This is a genomic window from Vibrio sp. 10N.286.49.C3 (genome assembly GCF_041469545.1).
Classification (GTDB): domain Bacteria; phylum Pseudomonadota; class Gammaproteobacteria; order Enterobacterales; family Vibrionaceae; genus Vibrio; species Vibrio tasmaniensis_A.
This window is the reverse complement of the sequence record NZ_JBFRKT010000010.1, coordinates 25,088-42,264: the sequence shown is the minus strand read 5'-3', so window position 1 is coordinate 42,264 and position 17,177 is coordinate 25,088. Positions and strand designations below refer to the sequence as shown.

13 protein-coding genes and 1 pseudogene are annotated in these 17,177 nt (G+C 41.6%); 10 read left to right on the top strand and 4 right to left on the bottom strand.

All coding sequences use genetic code 11. The features are described from left to right. Positions 1-317 precede the first annotated feature (317 nt). The 7 genes from rffA to AB4180_RS06010 all read left to right on the top strand — a co-directional run bounded on the left by rffA (position 318) and on the right by AB4180_RS06010 (position 8,342). Complete coding sequence (gene rffA, locus AB4180_RS06040) at positions 318-1,451, top strand: dTDP-4-amino-4,6-dideoxygalactose transaminase (RefSeq protein WP_102248974.1); 1,134 nt, start codon at positions 318-320, stop codon at positions 1,449-1,451. A 151-nt stretch (positions 1,452-1,602) separates the two neighbouring features. Continuing rightward, entirely contained in the window at positions 1,603-3,276 is a 1,674-nt protein-coding gene (locus AB4180_RS06035; RefSeq protein ID WP_133151475.1) for a DUF6311 domain-containing protein, read from the top strand. Between the two features lie 79 nt (positions 3,277-3,355). Next, on the top strand, positions 3,356-4,291 hold the full coding sequence (locus AB4180_RS06030) for a glycosyltransferase family 2 protein (protein ID WP_241820730.1): 936 nt from the start codon (positions 3,356-3,358) through the stop codon (positions 4,289-4,291). A 1-nt stretch (position 4,292) separates the two neighbouring features. After that, positions 4,293-4,685 carry a GtrA family protein gene (locus AB4180_RS06025; protein ID WP_017097103.1) on the top strand — a complete coding sequence of 131 codons (393 nt, stop codon included), beginning with the start codon at positions 4,293-4,295 and terminating at the stop codon, positions 4,683-4,685. A gap of 495 nt (positions 4,686-5,180) precedes the next feature. Continuing rightward, complete coding sequence (gene gmd, locus AB4180_RS06020; RefSeq protein ID WP_017097102.1) at positions 5,181-6,215, top strand: GDP-mannose 4,6-dehydratase; 1,035 nt, start codon at positions 5,181-5,183, stop codon at positions 6,213-6,215. Positions 6,216-6,277: 62 nt separating this feature from the next. After that, positions 6,278-7,162: a GDP-mannose 4,6-dehydratase gene (locus AB4180_RS06015; protein ID WP_017097101.1), complete on the top strand. Its 885-nt coding sequence runs from the start codon at positions 6,278-6,280 to the stop codon at positions 7,160-7,162. Continuing rightward, a complete protein-coding gene (locus AB4180_RS06010; protein ID WP_102248972.1) occupies positions 7,152-8,342 on the top strand; it encodes a glycosyltransferase family 1 protein in 1,191 nt (396 codons plus the stop codon). The genes AB4180_RS06015 and AB4180_RS06010 overlap by 11 nt, the downstream gene beginning before the upstream one ends. Before the next feature lies 1 nt (position 8,343). On the opposite strand, the gene AB4180_RS06005 is transcribed toward AB4180_RS06010, so the two are convergent. Together AB4180_RS06005 and wecA are read right to left on the bottom strand one after the other, a co-directional pair. Then, a complete protein-coding gene (locus AB4180_RS06005) occupies positions 8,344-9,465 on the bottom strand; it encodes a glycosyltransferase (protein WP_102248971.1) in 1,122 nt (373 codons plus the stop codon). A gap of 163 nt (positions 9,466-9,628) precedes the next feature. Then, on the bottom strand, positions 9,629-10,669 hold the full coding sequence (gene wecA / locus AB4180_RS06000) for a UDP-N-acetylglucosamine--undecaprenyl-phosphate N-acetylglucosaminephosphotransferase (protein WP_017097098.1): 1,041 nt from the start codon (positions 10,667-10,669) through the stop codon (positions 9,629-9,631). A 298-nt stretch (positions 10,670-10,967) separates the two neighbouring features. Here wecA and gpmM point away from each other — a divergent pair, with 298 nt between their 5' ends. Continuing rightward, positions 10,968-12,500, top strand: coding sequence for a 2,3-bisphosphoglycerate-independent phosphoglycerate mutase (gene gpmM, locus AB4180_RS05995; RefSeq protein WP_102248970.1), 1,533 nt, complete (start codon positions 10,968-10,970; stop codon positions 12,498-12,500). Between the two features lie 385 nt (positions 12,501-12,885). On the opposite strand, the pseudogene AB4180_RS05990 reads toward gpmM, so the two are convergent. After that, positions 12,886-13,353: pseudogene (locus AB4180_RS05990) on the bottom strand (methylated-DNA--[protein]-cysteine S-methyltransferase); the annotation flags it as partial. Positions 13,354-13,448: 95 nt separating this feature from the next. Continuing rightward, positions 13,449-14,792 (bottom strand): MATE family efflux transporter, encoded by a 1,344-nt coding sequence (locus AB4180_RS05985; RefSeq protein WP_102248968.1) that lies wholly within the window; start codon positions 14,790-14,792, stop codon positions 13,449-13,451. A 215-nt stretch (positions 14,793-15,007) separates the two neighbouring features. Between AB4180_RS05985 and AB4180_RS05980 the strand changes: the two genes are divergently transcribed. After that, the gene (locus tag AB4180_RS05980) at positions 15,008-15,298 is read left to right on the top strand and encodes a co-chaperone GroES (RefSeq protein WP_017097235.1); all 291 of its coding nucleotides are present in this window, start codon (positions 15,008-15,010) and stop codon (positions 15,296-15,298) included. A gap of 52 nt (positions 15,299-15,350) precedes the next feature. Further along, positions 15,351-16,997, top strand: coding sequence for a chaperonin GroEL (gene groL / locus AB4180_RS05975; RefSeq protein WP_065113252.1), 1,647 nt, complete (start codon positions 15,351-15,353; stop codon positions 16,995-16,997). The last annotated feature ends 180 nt before the right edge of the window (positions 16,998-17,177 follow it).

Genomic DNA, 17,177 nt, shown 5'->3' with positions numbered 1-17,177 from the left:
TGTGCTTTTATTGTCGGGTCTTCTAGGTGAAGAAATTTTTCCACTTAGTTTGGGTGTGGTGTTTATCTATAGTTGCGATGGCAGAGTCTAAGTTGGTTTATGTAAAAGTTTTGGTAGCTTTATGATATATATAACGGATCGCCTTAGACATTGCTTGAGGTACGTTATCAATGCGCGTAAATTTATGGGGCATTAAGCTAGCGATCAGGACATGTTTGAATCAGGTATACGCACGCTTTTCTTTTTTATCTGGAAAATAAGCAATGGTGCCAACATTTACAGACAGTAGTTATCAGAGAGTTATTAGGAAGTAGGTTATGATTCGATTTAATAAAGCGCCTGTTTTAGGTACGGAGTTACAATATATTTCAGACGCGATCTCGTCCCAAAAGCTTTGTGGGGATGGCGTTTTTTGTAAGAAGTCTGAGAAGTTACTTGAAGATTTGACGGGATGCGAAAAAGCGTTACTCACTCCCTCTTGCACTGCTGCGTTAGAGCTGGCTGCGTTATTAATTGATCTAAAAGAAGGTGATGAGGTCATCGTACCTAGTTATACTTTTGTTTCAACGGCTAATGCGTTTGTGCTCAGAGGCGCAAAGATAATTTTTGTCGATGTGCAAAAAGATACGATGAACATTGACCCTGTTTGTATTGCAGCTGCAGTCACCGAAAGAACCAAGGTTATAGTCCCTGTTCACTACGCCGGGGTTGCCTGCGATATGGATGCGATCATGTCGATTGCAAATGAGCACAACTTATTTGTTGTAGAAGATGCAGCGCAAGCTATTGGTAGTGCTTACAAAGGCAAGCAGTTAGGCAGCATTGGGCACTTTGGTGCATTTAGTTTCCACGAAACGAAGAACGTAACCAGTGGCGGTGAGGGAGGAGCTCTCATTGTCAACGATAAAAGGTTTGTTGAAAGATCCGAAATTATTCGAGAAAAAGGCACCAACCGTAGTAAGTTCTTTCGGGGAAATGTGGATAAGTATTCATGGGTTGATATTGGCTCTAGTTTTCTACCTTCCGAGATTCAAGCTGCATATCTCTACGGGCAACTCCTAGAGTTAGAGCGTATAAATACCGACCGTCTTGTAACTTGGAACTATTATCAAAATTACTTGGAAGAACTTGAAAATAAAGGGCTTATTGAGTTGCCTTCAATTCCTGAATTTGCGACTAATAATGCTCATATGTTCTACTTTAAATGCCAGGCACTAGATGTTAGAACAGAACTGCTAAATTATTTGAAAGAGCGGGAAGTTTCAGCCGTTTTTCATTATGTACCATTGCACACGGCATCTGCAGGATTAGAGTTTGGAGAGTTCTGTGGTGACGACACATATACAACTAATGAAAGTGAAAAGCTAATCAGACTCCCTCTCTATTTTGGGATGGAAAGGGGTGATGTCGAATTGGTTTCAAAGTATATTAAAGACTTTTACGCTCTATAATTACTAGACGACAGTTTAATATTTCCAGGCTAGAGAGTGTAAACACCTCTAGCCTTCATTTGTTTTATTTGGTAAATAGTTACTTTAATATTTTTTTTTGAATTGTAACGTTTTTTATGTAATTTTTATTATTGCGGAGGATAATAATAAGGTGAGTGTTTTTAATAATTCAAATGGAATAAGTAGTGGTGTGTTAGTTTTTCGTTCTGATTCTTTTGTTGCACTATTTTTTAGTCTGATCTGTATTTCTTTATCTTTAGTTATTATGTTTCCTGATGGCTTTGTTTCAGGTGATTCTAGTTATTGGTTGTCAGAAAACTCTGATATTACTCAGTATGTAGCAGGCTTTAATGCTTATTTTGATGCACCATGGTCGTGGCCACTGTTATCATTCGATACATTTAACTACCCTTACGGAACAAGAGCTACGTTTGTTGATATAATTCCTATTTATTCAGTTATTCTTAAGGTCTTAGTTCCAGAAAGTTATTTCCCGTTTAATCCTTTTGGTTACTGGGTGTTTTTTTGTTACTTGATGCAAGGTGTTGGTGCTTGGTGGATTCTAAGAGAGCTAAAAATAAACTCTTTGATCGCTTTAGTAGCATTGACCGTGTTTTTTGTGTTTAGCCCTGCCTTAATGGCTCGCATGGGGCATATATCTTTGATGTCACATTGGCTGCTTTTATTTTCTTTCTGTTTGTATGTTCGCTCGACTAAGTTAGGGGAGCTTCAGTTTAAATCGGCCATGTTGCTTTTACTGTGTGCTTTTTATATTAATGTTTACTTGTTTGTAATGAGCTTTTGTATTTATATAGCGGCAGTTTCTCATCTTTGGAAGTCCTATAACCTCAAACAAAATATCATTTTTGTAGTTTCACCTGTATTAATGGTGCTTTCTTCTATGTTAATTACATTACTACCTTTTTCTTCATCTGGTGTAGTTGGTGATGGAGGTTTTGGTTTATATTCCATGAATATTCTTTCGCCTTTTTTAGGGGGGGATTTATTTAGAATTAATGCTGTTACCATGCCAGGGCAAGGGGAAGGTTTTAATTATTTAGGAGCTGGTCTTTTGGCTTTGCTTCCATTAGCTATCACCCTGGATATGGGCAATAATTTTGGATGTTTACGCAAGCATAAGTTTATGTTTTTTTTGGTTTTTTTGTTTACTGCATATGCTCTGTCTAATAAGGTGTATTTTGGTACATATAATATAATAAATGTTCCATACCCAAGTTTTATGGATAGTATTACGTCTCAATTTAGGGCGTCGGGTCGATTTTTTTGGCCTGTAGGATACGCCATCGCTATTTATTCTATTGTCGTGATTTCAAGATACTGCACAAGCACAAGCACAAGAAAAAGATATTTTGGGCTTGGTATAATCCTAATTTTTACTGCTATTCATATTGTAGATTTGAAAGGTCGGCTTAATGTGTTTTCTAGTGTGGTGTCTCAAAATAGCACCTCTATTCTTACGCCTTCAAAAGTAGAGTTAGCGACGGGAGAGGGGGTTAGTATGATTTATTTTTACCCTAAATTCCGATGCCCGACAAAGTCTTCTCCTCATAATACATTATTACCTCTCATGAAATATGCATCTGAACGTGATATCAAGCTGAACACGGGGTATATAGCTAGATACCAAGCGTCTTGTTCGGATGTTGAAGAAGAAATATCTTTAGCGATAAATGAATCTTCAGCTTTTGTTTTTGCTTCAGATGATTATCCTAATGTTACAAGTATCCAGGGGTTATTCCCTAAAGATGTAAAAATCATCTGTAAGTTGGAGCCTGGGATGTACATTTGTCGCGTGAATAAGTAGCACTTAGCTATGAGTATAATATATAACTATGTTTTCACATAGTGTATTGGCATTTGACCTAAAACCAAAAGGTATAGACGTGGAAAATAAGTTGGTGAGTGTGGTTTCTCCTTTTTATAATGAGGAGGATGGGGTGGAAGCTTTTTTTTCTCGGATTGTTACTATATTCGACAAGGATTTGGATAACTACAATTTAGAAATTATCGCGATAAATGATGGCAGTACAGATCAAACCTATGACAGGTTAGTTGATATGCAGGCTCGCTATAAAGGGGTTTGCGTAGTTGATTTGTCCAGAAATTTTGGTAAAGAGGCTGCTCTTTCAGCCGGCTTAGATAATGCGAACGGTGATCTTGTTGTTGTAATTGATTCTGATTTACAGCACCCTCCCGAAAAGATTCCCGAAATGGTGCGTTTATGGGAAGAAGGTCATGAAGTTGTTTTAGCTAAGAGAGCAAACAGAGATACGGATACTCGAATCCAAAAAATCACAGCAAATGCTTTTTATAAGTTTCATAATCTTATATCAGACATTGAAGTACCATCCGGTGTTGGGGACTTTAGATTAATGGATGCCATTGTTGTGGCTGAAGTCAATAAGTTGAAAGAGTCTCACCGCTTTATGAAAGGCGTATTTGCCTGGGTCGGATTTAGGTCCGTTACTATAGAGTATAATGTAGAAAACCGTGCTTCAGGGGAAACAAGCTTTAACACATGGAAGTTATGGAACTTTGCTTTGGAAGGTATCACTAGCTATAGTACCATTCCATTAAGAGCATGGTCATATTTGGGGCTCACTATTTCTTTACTTTCTATAATGTACGCTTTGTTTTTGGTTTTTAAAACGTTAGTTTTTGGTGTTGATACTCCAGGTTTTGCGTCAATAATGGTAACTATCCTATTTATTGGAGGGATACAATTGATCGGTATTGGTGTCCTGGGAGAGTATTTAGGTCGGACTTATTCAGAGGTTAAAAATAGACCAGTTTATATAGCTAGGAAAATAATTAAATAGTATGAGTATCTTAGCTCGGTATTTTTTTAGATATAAAAGCTTGATTAAGTTTGGGACGATTGGCGTTGTCAATACGTTGGTGCATACGACATTAGTCATTCTAGCTGTAGAAATAGTGCGATTAAATCCAGTGCTTTCTAATATAATAGCTTTTTTTATTACGAACATCCTTTCGTATTTTATGAATGCTTATTGGGTATTTTCTTCCAACGCCAGTGTATCAAAGTATTTAAAATTCCTTTTCGCGTCAGCTACCGCTCTTATTGGTACGGTGTTGTTCTCATCTTTGGCTGAGGTTATGAACTGGCATTATTTGATTGGAATCGTCTTAATCAGTACGGTTCTTCCCCTGATTACTTATTTTGTGTATAAATTTTGGGTTTTCTCTCGTTGATTTTTTCTGCGAGAATCGTTGACAATATCTTTCACAGTAGCAGGTTATCTTATGATTGAACGGTTAAACGCGCAAGGTCGCTGTAGGTTGGCAACCTGAGCCGAAATCGATTTGTTATAACTCCTTCGCTGGTTCATTCATTGGGCAAGTTCGTTAGCTAAAGCTCGAATTGGAGGTAGAGGAAAGTCTTGGGATACGTTACGATATAAAGTCTAATTGGACTCAAGACTTGTTTGAATCCACTTGCTCCAAAATGCATTTTGATGACATCATTTAGTAGCACCCAGGGATGAAATTAGTACAAGGCAACAATAAAGAACAACTCACTCGTAGAGTGATCGGCTAAGCGTCAACTTAAGATAATGTTGTTGGCTAAAGTTACTTGGTGATTTTGAAAACTTTATATAATCTGGTTGTTCAGACGTCTTCAATATATAATTGATTATCTAATTGAGATATAAACACTTAAAGTGAATTGGTAAAAGGTATAACTTGATGAAAACAGCAGTAATAACAGGGATTACAGGCCAAGATGCGGCTTATCTAGCAGAACTACTTTTGGATAAAGGCTATAAAGTATACGGTACATACCGTCGTACAAGTTCTGTGAACTTCTGGCGTATCGAAGAGTTAGGAATTGAGAACCATCCTAATTTGGAGCTTGTGGAATACGATCTAACAGACTTGTCTAGCAGTATTCGTCTATTACAAAACACGGGTGCTGATGAAGTTTACAACCTTGCAGCGCTAAGCTTCGTGGGCGTGTCATTCGACCAACCTCTTACTACTGCTGAAATTACGGGTATTGGTCCGGTTAATCTTTTAGAAGCAATTCGCATCGTTAACCCTAAAATTCGTTTTTATCAAGCATCGACTTCTGAGATGTTTGGTAAGGTACAAGAAATTCCTCAACGTGAATCTACGCCATTCTATCCACGTAGCCCATACGGTGTTGCAAAACTGTATGCGCACTGGATGGTGATTAACTACCGTGAGTCATACGACATTTTTGCTACTAGTGGTATTTTGTTTAACCATGAATCACCGTTGCGTGGTCAAGAATTCGTTACACGTAAAATCACTGACTCTGTAGCGAAAATCAAGTTAGGTAAGCTAGATGTGCTTGAGCTTGGTAACATGGATGCGAAGCGCGACTGGGGCTTTGCTAAAGATTATGTTGAAGGTATGTGGCGTATGCTACAAGTAGATAAGCCTGATACTTATGTTCTTGCTACTAATCGTACTGAAACAGTCCGTGATTTTGTTACGATGGCATTCAAAGCTGCTGACATTGAACTAGAGTGGAATGGCTCTGAAGAGAACGAAACCGCGACAGATAAAGCTACTGGTAAAGTCGTTATGAGAATTAACCCTAAATTCTATCGCCCTGCGGAAGTAGAGTTGTTGATCGGTAACCCAGAAAAGGCGAAGAAAGAACTTGGCTGGGAACCAACAACAACACTAGAAGAGCTATGTGCAATGATGGTTGAAGCAGATCTTCGTCGTAACGAGCAAGGCTTCTCGTTCTAATCTTTAACGTTTTTTGCTAAATGGCAGCAGTTTTCTGTTGCCATTTTTTTTGAGATGAAATTATGAAAAAAGTATTGTTAACAGGTGTTGATGGCTTCACCGGTAAATATGTAGAAAAAGAGTTACTCTCTAGGGGCTACTCTGTCATTGGGTTAGTATACCGTGAAGCCAAACCTGGCCAAGTTGCTTGCGATCTGACAGATCGCAATGCGGTAGTAGAATGTCTGAATGAAGTTAGACCAGATTATATTATTCACCTTGCTGCGTTATCATTTGTTGGGCATTCTGACCAGAAAGCGTTTTATGACGTCAATGTTTTTGGTGCGCTGAACTTACTAGAAGCAGCGAAAGAGCTTAAGCTAGAATTAGATAAAGTTATTTTTGCGAGTAGTGCGAACATTTATGGTAACCCCGAAGATGTACAACGCATCTCAGAATCAGTTTTGCCTTCGCCTGTTAATCATTATGCGATGAGCAAACTTGCAATGGAGCATATGGCAAAGCTCTGGTTTAACGAAATCCCAATGATTATCACCCGACCATTTAACTATACTGGTCCTGGTCAAGCTGAAAATTTCTTAATCCCTAAAATAGTATCTCACTTTAAGAAAAATGCTTTAGAGATAGAATTAGGTAATACAGATGTATCTCGCGACTTTAGTGATGTTCGCGATATAGCGCTAGCTTATGCTAACCTTTTAGAATCTGATGTTGAGTCAGAGATTGTGAATTTGTGCTCTGGTCAGGTGATTTCCTTGCAATCGATAATTACGATGATGGAAAATATTGCTGGATACAGTATCCAGGTTAGAGTCAACCCAGACTTTGTTCGTGACAATGAGATTAAAGTATTGGGTGGGGATAATGCAAAACTAGCATCACTAACTGGTCAGGCACCCTTGATCAATATAGAGAAAACCTTGACCGATATGTACCATGCCAAATAAATTGTTGATCAATGTATCGCCAATACGAATGCCATTAACGGGTATAGGATACTATACCCTTAATATTCTCAGTGAATTGCTCTCTCACGATATAGATGTTGTTGGTATTAGAAACGGTAAGTTATTAACTCGAGATGCGCTATCGGATCTCGCTTATTGCTTTCACTTTCCAAGTTCCGACCAGAGCGCACCAAGCCCTAAAAAGCGACTTTTGGTGGAGCTATTGAGATCTGTTCCTGGCATTTATCAGTTAAAAAGCTATTTGCTTTCTTTTCGAGCGCAACAACAATTAAAAACACTTGCGAATCAAGGTTATGTGTATTTTGAACCAAGTTTTGTCCCATTTAATTATTCGGGAACAACCATTACAACGGTTCATGATTTATCTTTCCTATCTCACCCTAGCTTTCATCCGGCCACTAGGGTTTCATATTTAAAGGATAAAATGCAGGGAACCATTGCTAGGTCTGATCATATAGTTGTCGATTCTGATTTTATTTTAGATGAACTTCATGACTTCTTTCCTAGCAGTAAAAGCAAAAGTTCGACATTGTACTTGGGAGTCTCTGGCGGTTTTAAGGCTCATTCCAAAAAGGAGTGCGATATTTTACTTAAATCGCTCGAAATAGAGCATGATAAATTTCTTCTTAGTGTTGCAACCTTGGAGCCAAGAAAGAACTTAAACAAGCTAATTGACGCTTTTAAGCTTTTACCTGATTCAGTTCGTAAGTTGCACCCTTTAGTTTTGGTTGGAGACCAAGGCTGGAAAAATGCAGAATTGATGGATAATGCGAAAGACTTAGTTGAGCGTGGGCAAATAATATTTACTGGGTACGTAGCGGATGATGACTTAAAGCGTTTGTATGCATCGGCTGGTGCTTTTATTTATCCGTCACTATATGAGGGTTTTGGTTTGCCTGTTATTGAAGCCATGGCTTCGGGTGCTCCTGTTATTACCTCTAATGTGGGCGCAACAGCAGAGGTTGCAGCAAACGGAGCTCTTTTAGTCGATCCTAGCAGCGAAGTCTCCATTTCAAATGCGATCTTAGAGCTTATTAGGGACCCTGAACGTAAAGCTAAGTTGGTAGAGTGTGGTATAAAAAGGGCTTCAGGCTTTAAGTGGTCACATACAGTTGATCAACTCCTCAAGATAGCGTCTGCTACCTCGAGAAGTTCATGATTTACTCTGTTGTATGATTATGTGATGAGATTAGTTCGTGATACAGCGAAATATAGCTATCAGCATAGCGCTCAGCTGTGAACTCTTTATCAAAACGTTGACGAGCACTACTTCCTAATTTTTGGCACAGTGATAAATCGTTTTCCAATTTTTGCATAGCCTCTGAAAACTGTGAGCCGTCTGCCGGTGGTACGGTTAGCCCTGTTACTCCATCGATATTGACATAAGAGGAACCGGTTCCAATATCTGCACTTACAATTGGCTTGCCAAACATTTGTGCTTCTACTAATGAAATCCCAAACGCTTCAGAGCGTAAATGCGATGGAAAAACAAATGCTTTTGAAAGTGTGTGAAGTGCGACTTTGTCTTCTTCAGAAATAAATCCCACGAGTGTTACATTGGTAAGAGAGTGCTTTTCTATATACATTTCTAGATTGGCTCTTTCTGGACCATCACCAGCGATTACAATAGGTAACCCATTTAACTTTGCTGCTTCAAGAAGGTATTGCAGCCCTTTGTAGTATCGAAGCACACCTACAAATAGATAAAAGTCTCTGCCAACGTAGTCTTCCCACTTTTGGATATCGTCTTCACTGATTTTTGGATAAGTAGATTCATCGATCGCAAGAGGGATAGTATCGACTTTATTCGCATACTTGATTAGATTTTTACTTGTTTGCGCATATTGAGGGGAACTCGCAATGATACGATTAACATTAGACAAAAAATACTGCTCAAGAGGGAAGTATATTTTTTTTAGCCATTTTTGTTTAACAATATCAGATTGATAGCTGACCAGTGATGGTTTTTTGTCGGAAAAAATGCTGAGTAAATCACCGGTAGGCCAAGGGTATTGGTAGTGAATAATATCGTTTTTCTTACTGAGTTCTCTAAACCGACGAATTAGACGAAATGAAAATCCATTAGATGATATCTCGAAGTCTTTCTTGACGACGATGATTCGTGTGCCTTCAAAATGATATTCTTTATCCTCAATACCCAATGTTAGAATGGTATTTTCGATACCTTGTTCACTACTGCCCTTACAAATATAACGAATAGCTTGTTCTAATCCCCCTTTTGTTTCAGGGTAGCAAGTACGGTAAATATGTAGCACTTTCATGTGGTTATCAATCCATCAATTAAAAATTGTTTATAGCCAGTCGGTGTATCCGATAGGGCGTTATGGTGGTTACCCATTGCTTCTGGCGAGCCTAAAACGTTATCGAAATATACCATTGAAAAAGAGGCGATACACTTTATCTGCAAGTACTCGAAGTATTAGTTTATTTATGTGCCTGGTGTCGCTTCTTACTTAGTAGTTTTACGTATAGCAGGAAGCATGCTAAAAATAAATAAAGCATAATGTATTCGGGAACACCGTTTATTTCGGCACCAATTCCGACAGCTGCGAATAAAGTTGCTATGGAGCATATCGAAACTAGTGTTTGATTTGGGCTGAGTCCTAACCTTTGAAAGATATGATGTAGGTGCTCTCGATCCGGTTTGAATGGGGAATCACCACGGCGTACCCTTCGTATCATTATCGCAGTCATATCCATTAGTGGGACAGCAATTAACCACAGAGCTGTTACGGGACGTAGGGGGGGAGATGTTCCATTTTGGCTTGATAAAAGCAGAAGCCAGATAACTGTAAATCCGATCAGCATGCTTCCAGCATCCCCCATAAATACTTTTCTTTTTCGTCCAAATGCACCTAAGTTGAGTAGTATGTAAGGGATGATAACGACTATTAACACTAGGCATATATATGAGAGGTTGTACTGTCCATCATACGCGAGCATTAGCCCCAAACCTCCAAAGGTGACCACGGATAACCCTCCTAGTAGGCCATCAATCCCATCTACCATATTAAATGCGTTTATTGCTCCAACTACCGCAAAAATAGTAACTAAGTAGCCAAACCAACCTAACGTAATGATCTCTCCACTGCCGAGTACATCCCCTATCGTTTTTAGCTCAATGTTACCAATCATCATCATGGCCACAGATAACCCTGCTTGGATCATGAAGCGCAACTTGAAGCTTAAATCAAACTTATCATCTAAAGAACCTACCCCAACTAAGATGAGAATACACGCAGCATAGAGAGGTGTGTTCGGTAGAATGTTTGGGTTGTTTAGTAGAAAGTAGAGAAGTGAAATGCAAATTGAAATGCCGCCAACGAGTGGTATTGCTCCACTATGAAACTTACGAGAGTCGGGTTCATCTACGAGACCGATTTTCTTAGCAAATTTACGTAAAATAAAGATAGTCGCAAGAGAAAAGAAGAATAAGAACGCGAGATCAAGTAAAGGAAGGAGCACGACTAAGCCTAATTAAGTATGTTTCGTGAATTTTAGTGTATTTGGATTCGATAGAAAAGAGTAAGGTAGAATCTACGTGATCTTTCTCGGTCGTACATGAGACCTTATGAGCGCTTTATCACTGATTGAGCGTTCTTGATTGGAAGAATAAAAATGTAAACGACATTTTTTTTCATATCCGATCACCTTACCTGCGACGTTTCTTGATCTTCCACTACAGTTTTGACTGTAAACTGTAGTAAAATTACGCTAATTTGTTTTTATACCGATTTATTTTGAATTGAACGAGGTCAGTCCTATGTCAGCTAAGAAGCCAATGGCTCTAGTGATCCTTGACGGTTACGGTTACCGTGAAGACAACCAAGACAACGCTATCGCGAACGCTAATACACCTGTATTAGACGGTCTTATTGCTAACCAACCTAACACGCTAATCTCGGCTTCTGGCTTAGATGTAGGCCTACCTGATGGCCAAATGGGTAACTCTGAAGTGGGTCACACCAACATTGGTGCGGGTCGCGTGGTATACCAAGATCTAACGCGCATTACTAAATCAATCGCAGACGGCGAATTCGCTCAAACTGAAGCGCTAGTGAATGCGGTTGATAAAGCAGTGAAAGCTGAGAAAGCAGTGCACATCATGGGCCTTATGTCTCCAGGTGGCGTTCACTCTCATGAAGATCACATCTATGCAGCTGTTGAAATGGCAGCAGAGCGTGGCGCAGAGAAAATTTACCTACACGCATTCCTAGACGGTCGTGATACACCGCCACGTAGCGCAGAAAATACACTTGCACGTTTCCAAGAGCTATTCGCTAAGCTAGGTAAAGGTCGTGTAGCTTCGCTTATTGGTCGTTACTACGCAATGGACCGTGATAACAACTGGGATCGCGTTCAAGAATCTTACGACCTGCTGACTCAAGCAAAAGCAGAGTTCACATTCGACACTGCAGTAGCTGGCCTAGAAGCGGCTTACGCTCGTGACGAAAACGATGAGTTCGTGAAAGCGACTGAAATTAAAGCGGAAGGCGAAGAGTCTGCCGCTATCGTTGATGGCGATGCGGTTATCTTCATGAACTACCGTGCTGACCGTGCGCGTGAAATCACACGTGCATTCGTGCCTAGCTTCGACGGTTTTGCTCGTAACGTATTCCCAGCGATCGATTTCGTGATGCTGACTCAATACGCAGCAGACATCCCACTGCTATGTGCATTCCCCCCGGCTTCTCTAGAGAACACTTACGGTGAATGGCTATCGAAAGAAGGCAAAACACAGCTACGTATTTCTGAAACAGAGAAATACGCGCACGTGACGTTCTTCTTCAACGGCGGTAAAGAAGACGAGTTTGAAGGCGAAGAGCGTCAACTTGTTGCTTCTCCAAAAGTTGCGACTTACGACCTGCAACCAGAAATGAGCGCACCAGAGCTGACTGAAAAGCTTGTTGCGGCAATCAAAGGTGGCAAATACGACGCTATCGTTTGTAACTTCCCTAACTGTGACATGGTTGGCCACACTGGCGTTTACGATGCAGCGGTTAAAGCGGTAGAGTCGCTAGACGAATGTCTTGGCAAAGTGGTTGAAGCAATCAAAGAAGCCGATGGCCAACTGCTTATCACCGCTGACCACGGTAACGCGGAAATGATGGTAAACCCAGAAACAGGCGGCATCCACACAGCGCACACTAACCTACCAGTGCCACTTATCTATGTAGGTAGTAAAGACGTTGAGTTCAAAGAAGGCGGTAAACTGTCTGACCTTGCACCAACGATGCTTTCTCTGTCTGGTATTGATATCCCAGCTGAAATGTCAGGTGACGTGATCGTTAAGTAGTTACTGTTTTAGATAAATAGTTTTAACTTTCATCGAATACTAGAACGGTTGCACGCAAGTGTGGCCGTTTTTTTGTATCTGGAGTTTGAGGAATAGATGTGAGGTACGAGTAATCGGGATGCGAAGAGCTTAAGGGCAGATACGGGTAACCGAGTAGCGATAAAGCCGAAAGCAGAGAGACCATTCCTTCTTTGCATTTCGCATTCCGGTTCTCGTTTACTCGTTACCTTCTTATCCTGTCATTCCAGAATTGAGGAACGAAATATCTGGAATCTTACGCCTAGTATTGCTTGTCATACTTGGTGTTCAACATAAAGAGAGATTCCCTATCACGCTCGTCCCTCGCTGTAGGGAATGACAGAGAGTTATTTGTTAGCTTGAGTCGAACCGAACGCTCAAAATCCAGTAACCATTCTTTGCGGTTCATGCCGCCCGTGTAGCCGGTTAATGTTCCATTCGCACCGATGACTCTATGGCAGGGGACAACAATACTAAATGGATTCTTGCCGTTCGCACCACCCACCGCTCTTACGGCTTTTGGGTTGTCCATTCTCTTTGCTTGTTCGCCATAGCTGATGGTTTCGCCGTAAGGAATGGTTGTTAAAGCTACCCAAGCTTTACTTTGAAAGTCAGTGCCTTTTATCGCTCTTAATGGCAAATCGAATTCTGTTCGGTGACCTGCGAAGTATTCACCTAACTGTTTCGCTGCCAGTTGGCAAAGGTCATCTGGATTGCTAATCATTAGCTCTTCATGATTTATATGGTCAATTTCAATAATCGACACTCCATTACTCACAATGATCATCTTACCAATCGGTGCGTTATAGAGCATTTTGTAAATGGTGTCTTCCATGTCATCTTCCTTCTTCTAGTCTCTTTCTGTTCTCAAGTTCTTCGAATCTCGATACCCGAATCTCGTATCTGCTCTTATATCTTTTCGCATCTCGATTACTCGCATCCCGCATCTGCTTTAGATCTAACACGAAGCGCAAAGCAATACCCTGAAACACCGCCGACAATGTTCCCTAAAGCTAAACCAATAAACAGTCCTTCGACACCATTGATTTGGCTGCCTATCCAAGCAAAGGGCAAGGTGAATACAAACAGGCGCATGAAGCTCCATTGAAAGGCTTTGAGCGGTTGGTGCATCGCATTCATGGCACTAATCAGCATCATTACAATACCTTGGAAGCCATAGCTAAATGGGACAACTAACAGGTAATGCCACAAGATGCTTCGTACGGATTCTTCTTGAGAAAATAGGGCGGCTAAAGGGATGCTCAATGGCACCATCATTAAGAAAATCAAACCTTGGAACATCACAGCAAAACGCATACTGAGGAACAGTGCCTTAAAGCTGCGTTGAGGGTTGTTTGCGCCAAAGTTTTGCGCCATGAAAGGCGTAAGGGCAGAAGTTAAAGACATCAACACGATGATCAAAATTGATTCAATACGCTGGGCAGCTCCGTAAGCTGCCACTGCTTCTGTTCCTTGTTTGGCTAACATCATCATGATTATGGCGCCAGCAAGTGGGTTCAGAGCATTAGAAAGAGCAGCGGGTGTGCCGATGGTTAAGATCTGTTTCCAGTCATCGATGATGCTTTTTAGTTTGGGCGGAGCAAGCAGTTTTGCTCGTATGGTTAACACATACAGTGAACCACATAACGCACCAAACCAACTGAAGCCACTGGCAATGGCTGCGCCCTGAATCCCTAGCTCTGGGAAAGGACCGTAACCGAAGATCAGCAGCGGGTCGAGAATGCCGTTAATAAGGCCGGCCAGCATCATAATCTTGGCGGGTGTTTTGGTGTCGCCACTGGCTCGTATTGCGCTGTTGCCTGCCATAGGAATAACAAGCAGCGGTATCGCTAAATACCAGATCGACATGTATTCGGATATCAGTGGCAGTAACTCAGGTTCAGCACCTAACAGAGTAAACATAGGCTCTAGCGTGAAAAGCCCTAGTGTTGATGCAAAACCAACAAGCAGCACAGCAAGCAATAAACTGTGGCAGGTAAAACAAGCTGCATTTTGCGCGCAACCTTGGCCAAGTAATCTTCCAATACATGTCGACAAGCCAATGCCTATGCCCATGGTAATGCAGTTTATGGCGAAGGTGACTGGGAAGGTAAAGCTCACCGCTGCGAGTGCTTGTGTGCCGAGCAATGAGATAAAGAAAGTATCGACAAGGTTAAACATCAAGATCGCCACCATGCCGAAGATAGTCGGTATGGTCATGGTGCGTAGAGTCTGTGCTATCGGGGCCGTGAGAAGCCCATGCTTATCTTGCATGTAAAACGCCGTTGGAACTAAAACCGTAGGATAAACAGATGTGGGATACGAGTAAACGAAAAGCAAGGAAAGATGAGGGGTGAGAATCTGCTCTTTCGATCACAATTTTTTCTTTCCCCCCTTGGGTTCTTCCACATCGCCCCAACATACTCTTTAACCCCATGCCAATCGTGGCAATTATCATATTAAATGGAAATTATCAGGAGATACGACCGATGAATATCCGTCCTCTACACGACCGAGTTATCGTTGAGCGCCAAGAAGTTGAATCTAAATCTGCTGGTGGCATCGTTCTAACTGGTTCTGCCGCTGAAAAATCAACGCGCGGTACAATTCTAGCTGTTGGCAAAGGCCGCATTCTAGAAAACGGCTCACTACAACCATTGGACGTTAAAGTTGGCGACACAGTTATCTTTGCAGAAGACCGCGGTACTAGAGCGGAAAAGATCGATGGCAAAGAAGTACTGATAATGTCTGAGTTCAATATCATGGCGATCGTTGAGTAATCCGACCCATAAAACTGAACTGACTGAATAAAGAATTTTAAAGGAAATTAAGATGGCTGCTAAAGACGTTAAATTTGGTAACGACGCACGTATTAAAATGCTAGAAGGTGTAAACGTTCTGGCTGACGCAGTAAAAGTAACGCTAGGTCCTAAAGGCCGTAACGTTGTTCTAGACAAATCATTTGGCGCACCGACTATCACTAAAGATGGTGTTTCAGTTGCACGTGAAATCGAACTTGAAGACAAGTTCCAAAACATGGGCGCACAAATGGTTAAAGAAGTGGCTTCGCAAGCGAATGACGCGGCGGGCGACGGAACAACGACAGCAACAGTATTGGCTCAGTCTATTATCGCTGAAGGCCTAAAAGCCGTTGCTGCTGGCATGAACCCAATGGATCTTAAGCGCGGTATCGACAAAGCGGTTATCGCGGCTGTTGAAGAGCTGAAGAACCTTTCTGTTCCTTGTTCAGACACGAAAGCTATCGCTCAAGTAGGTACTATCTCTGCGAACTCTGATTCGACAGTAGGTAACATCATTGCTGAAGCGATGGAAAAAGTAGGTCGTGATGGCGTAATCACGGTTGAAGAAGGTCAGGCTCTGCAAGACGAGCTAGACGTAGTTGAAGGTATGCAGTTCGACCGCGGTTACCTATCTCCTTACTTCATCAATAACCAAGAAGCCGGTTCAGTTGATCTAGAAAGCCCATTTATTCTTCTAATCGACAAGAAAGTTTCGAACATCCGTGAACTTCTTCCGACTCTAGAAGCAGTTGCTAAGGCATCTCGTCCACTTCTTATCATAGCTGAAGATGTCGAAGGCGAAGCGTTAGCAACTCTTGTTGTGAACAACATGCGTGGCATCGTTAAAGTGGCTGCGGTTAAAGCACCTGGTTTCGGCGACCGTCGTAAATCTATGCTGCAAGACATCGCTATCCTAACGGGCGGCACGGTTATCTCTGAAGAGATCGGCCTAGACCTTGAAAAAGTAACGCTAGAAGACCTAGGTCAAGCTAAGCGCATTACGATCACTAAAGAAAACTCAACCATCATTGATGGTGCGGGCGATGAAGTGATGATCAAAGGTCGCGTTTCTCAAATTCGTCAACAAATCGAAGATGCAACGTCTGACTACGATAAAGAAAAACTTCAAGAGCGCGTAGCTAAGCTAGCTGGCGGTGTTGCAGTAATCAAAGTAGGCGCTGCAACTGAAGTTGAGATGAAAGAGAAGAAAGACCGCGTAGAAGATGCACTTCACGCAACTCGCGCTGCTGTTGAAGAAGGTGTGGTTGCTGGTGGTGGTGTTGCACTTATCCGCGCTGCATCTAAAGTTGCTGGCCTTGAAGGCGACAACGAAGAGCAAAACGTAGGTATCCGTGTTGCACTACGTGCAATGGAAGCGCCTATTCGTCAAATCACTAAGAACGCAGGTGATGAAGAGTCTGTTGTTGCTAACAATGTTCGTGCTGGCGAAGGTAACTACGGTTACAACGCGGCTACTGGCGAATACGGCGACATGATTGCAATGGGTATCCTAGATCCAACTAAGGTAACTCGTTCTGCACTTCAGTTCGCAGCATCCGTTGCTGGTCTTATGATCACAACAGAAGCGATGATCACTGACAAGCCTCAAGATTCTGGCCCTGCAATGCCTGATATGGGTGGCATGGGCGGTATGGGTGGCATGGGCGGCATGATGTAATCATCCCCCTTTCTCGTAACAGAGAAAGTCATACATAAGCTTTAGAAAACGGAGACTTCGGTCTCCGTTTTTTTATGCTTTGAAATCGTCACTCCCGACAGCGAGGCACGAGCGTGATAGGGAATCTTTATCGTCTAGTTATAGAAACCTGACTGCCGATGTTTACTCTTGCCTCTCATG

Excerpts from the sequence above, each read along its gene's own strand:
- rffA (WP_102248974.1), top strand. The coding sequence starts at position 318 with ATGATTCGATTTAATAAAGCGCCTGTTTTAGGTACGGAGTTACAATAT.
- AB4180_RS06025 (WP_017097103.1), top strand. The coding sequence starts at position 4,293 with ATGAGTATCTTAGCTCGGTATTTTTTTAGATATAAAAGCTTGATTAAG.
- gmd (WP_017097102.1), top strand. The coding sequence starts at position 5,181 with ATGAAAACAGCAGTAATAACAGGGATTACAGGCCAAGATGCGGCTTAT.
- AB4180_RS06015 (WP_017097101.1), top strand. The coding sequence starts at position 6,278 with ATGAAAAAAGTATTGTTAACAGGTGTTGATGGCTTCACCGGTAAATAT.
- AB4180_RS06010 (WP_102248972.1), top strand. The coding sequence starts at position 7,152 with ATGCCAAATAAATTGTTGATCAATGTATCGCCAATACGAATGCCATTA.
- AB4180_RS06005 (WP_102248971.1), bottom strand. The coding sequence starts at position 9,465 with ATGAAAGTGCTACATATTTACCGTACTTGCTACCCTGAAACAAAAGGG.
- gpmM (WP_102248970.1), top strand. The coding sequence starts at position 10,968 with ATGTCAGCTAAGAAGCCAATGGCTCTAGTGATCCTTGACGGTTACGGT.
- AB4180_RS05985 (WP_102248968.1), bottom strand. The coding sequence starts at position 14,792 with ATGCAAGATAAGCATGGGCTTCTCACGGCCCCGATAGCACAGACTCTA.
- AB4180_RS05980 (WP_017097235.1), top strand. The coding sequence starts at position 15,008 with ATGAATATCCGTCCTCTACACGACCGAGTTATCGTTGAGCGCCAAGAA.
- groL (WP_065113252.1), top strand. The coding sequence starts at position 15,351 with ATGGCTGCTAAAGACGTTAAATTTGGTAACGACGCACGTATTAAAATG.